Source organism: Stenotrophomonas sp. P5_B8 (assembly GCF_054049855.1).
The window spans coordinates 1-2,785 of sequence record NZ_JBFULO010000469.1 but is presented as its reverse complement, the minus strand read 5'-3'; the positions used below and the strand labels follow the sequence as shown (position 1 = coordinate 2,785).

General features: G+C 62.3%; 3 protein-coding genes. All 3 read left to right on the top strand.

Going from position 1 to position 2,785, the window contains the following annotated elements; all coding sequences use genetic code 11:
* Positions 1–1,558 (top strand): cbb3-type cytochrome c oxidase subunit I (locus tag ACXJKH_RS18170; protein WP_457321432.1); only part of this gene is annotated, 1,558 nt, incomplete at its 5' end.
* Entirely contained in the window at positions 1,555–2,199 is a 645-nt protein-coding gene (gene cyoC, locus ACXJKH_RS18165) for a cytochrome o ubiquinol oxidase subunit III (protein ID WP_256776420.1), read from the top strand. The genes ACXJKH_RS18170 and cyoC, both read left to right, overlap by 4 nt.
* Complete coding sequence (cyoD, locus tag ACXJKH_RS18160; RefSeq protein ID WP_256776421.1) at positions 2,199–2,543, top strand: cytochrome o ubiquinol oxidase subunit IV; 345 nt, start codon at positions 2,199–2,201, stop codon at positions 2,541–2,543. Before cyoC ends, cyoD begins: the two co-directional genes overlap by 1 nt.
* Positions 2,544–2,785 lie beyond the last annotated feature (242 nt).

Below are 2,785 nucleotides of genomic sequence, written 5' to 3'. Positions count from 1 at the left end.
GTTCGTGGCGGGCGCGGGCCTTGTGATGATCTCGCTGGGCGTGGGTGAATTCGCGCAGACCGGCTGGCTGGCCTTCCCGCCGTTGTCTGGCAAGGAATACAGTCCAGGCGTCGGTGTGGATTACTACATATGGGGCCTGCAGGTCGCTGGCCTGGGTACCACCCTGAGCGGTATCAACTTCTTCATTACCATCCTGAAGATGCGCACCCCCGGCATGAAGCTGATGCACATGCCGATCTTCACCTGGACCGCGCTGGTCACCAACGTGCTGATCATCGCCGCCTTCCCGGTGCTGACCATCACCCTGGTGCTGCTGACCCTGGACCGTTACCTGGGCACGCATTTCTTCACCAATGACGGTGGCGGCAACGCCATGCTGTACATCAACCTGATCTGGATCTGGGGTCACCCGGAAGTCTATATCCTGGTGCTGCCGGCCTTCGGCGTGTTCTCCGAGGTCATCGCCACGTTCTCGCGCAAGGCGCTGTTCGGCTACAAGGGCATGGTCTACGCCACCGCCTGCATCGGCGTGTTGTCGTTCATCGTGTGGCTGCACCACTTCTTCACCATGGGCTCGGGTGCCAACGTCAATGCGTTCTTCGGCATAACGACGATGATCATTTCGATCCCGACCGGCGTGAAGATCTTCAACTGGTTGTTCACGATGTTCCGCGGTCGCGTGCAGTTCACCACTCCGGTGCTGTGGACGATCGGCTTCATGGTCACCTTCACCATCGGCGGCATGACCGGCGTGATGCTGGCGATCCCGGCCATCGACTTCGTGCTGCACAACAGCCTGTTCCTGATCGCCCACTTCCATAACGTCATCATCGGCGGCGTGGTGTTCGGCATGTTTGCCGGCATCAGCTACTGGTGGCCGAAGATGTTCGGCTTCCGCCTCAACGAAACCTGGGGCAAGCGCGCGTTCTGGTGCTGGTTCATCGGCTTCTACGTGGCGTTCATGCCGCTGTACATCCTGGGCTTCATGGGCATGACCCGCCGCATGCAGAGCTACCCGAACCTGGAATACCAGCCGCTGCTGGTGATCGCCATGTTCGGCGCGTTCATCATTGGCGCCGGCATTCTGTGCCAAGTGATCCAGATCGCCGTGTCCATCCGCGACCGCAAGAAGACCGCAGACCTGACCGGCGACCCGTGGGATGCGCGCACGCTGGAGTGGGAAACCTCTTCGCCGCCGTCGTTCTACAACTTCGGCGCACTGCCCAAGGTCACCGAACTGGACGACTTCTGGGAGCGCAAGCAGCGTGGTGAGGCGTGGGAACGTCCGGCCAAGTACAGCGACATCCACATGCCGCGCAACACCGGCACGGGCGTGGTGATCGGTGCCTTCAGCCTGGTCTTCGGCTTTGCGATGATCTGGCATATCTGGTGGCTGGCCATCGTCGGCCTGGTCGGCATGATCGGCACCTTCATCTGGCGCACCTTCGACAAGGACACGGATTACTACGTGCCGGCTGCCGAAGTGGAGCGCATCGAAAATGAGCACCGTCGCCACCTGGTGGCGCAGGGCCTGGTGAAATCGGAGCTGAAGGCATGAGCAGCACTATCCCCACCAACAGCATGAACCATGGGCACGCCGCGCACGCGGCGGCCCACGGCCATGACGAGCACGAGCACCACGACACCGGCGGCAACACCGTCTTCGGTTTCTGGGTGTACCTGATGAGCGACTGCCTCATCTTCGCCAGTCTGTTTGCCACTTACATCGTGTTGTCCGGCGGCACCAACGGCGGCCCCGGCCCGAAGGACCTGTTCGACCTGTCCTTCGTCGCCTGGGAAACCACGCTGCTGCTGGTCTCCTCGCTGACCTTCGGGCTGGGCATGATTGCCCTGCACAAGCACAAGGTCGGGCAGATGTACCTGTGGCTGGGGCTGACCTGGCTGCTGGGCTTCGGCTTCATGATCATGGAAGTGTGGGAGTTCAACCACCTCATCCATGAGGGCTACGGTCCGGACCACAGTGCGTTCCTGTCGGCGTTCTTCGCGCTGGTGGGTACCCACGGTCTGCACGTGAGCGCCGGCCTGCTGTGGCTGCTGATCATGTTCATCCAGATCAAGCAGAACGGCCTGACCCCGACCAACAAGACCCGCATGGCGTGCCTGAGCCTGTTCTGGCACTTCCTGGACCTGATCTGGATCGGCGTGTTCTCCGTCGTCTACCTGAAGGGAGCGCTGTAATGTCCGCACATGACAATCACGCACACGACCACGGTGCCGGCGGCGAGAGCCACGGCAGCGTCAAGTCCTACCTGACCGGCTTCGTGCTGGCGGCGGTGCTGACCATCATCCCGTTCTGGCTGGTGATGCACGGCAACCTGCCGACCTTCACCACCGGCGTCATCATCGTGATCGCCGCGGTGCTGCAGATCCTGGTGCACCTGGTGTTCTTCCTGCACCTGGACCGCTCTTCGGCGCAGCGCTGGAACGTGAGCGCGGCGGCCTTCACGGTCGTGGTGATCGGCATCATCGTGGCCGGTTCGCTGTGGGTCATGCACAACATGAACGTGCATATGATGCAGTAACGTCCTGGCGACATTGCCGGATGCAGAAAGGCCGCCCTCGGGCGGCCTTTTTGTTTGCGTCGATAGGGCGGGATCAACGGCTGCAGTTGCGCGCCTCCGCCGGTTTGGGCGAGCGCTGGCGCGCAACGAAGAAGCAGAGGCTGCGGTGTATTCGTGCCCTTGCTCGGCGCTGCGCCGCTGTTCCGCGGCCACCGACCAGCTGTCCGGGGCGGGGTGTGCGGGTTAGCGGGACCGTGTCCCGC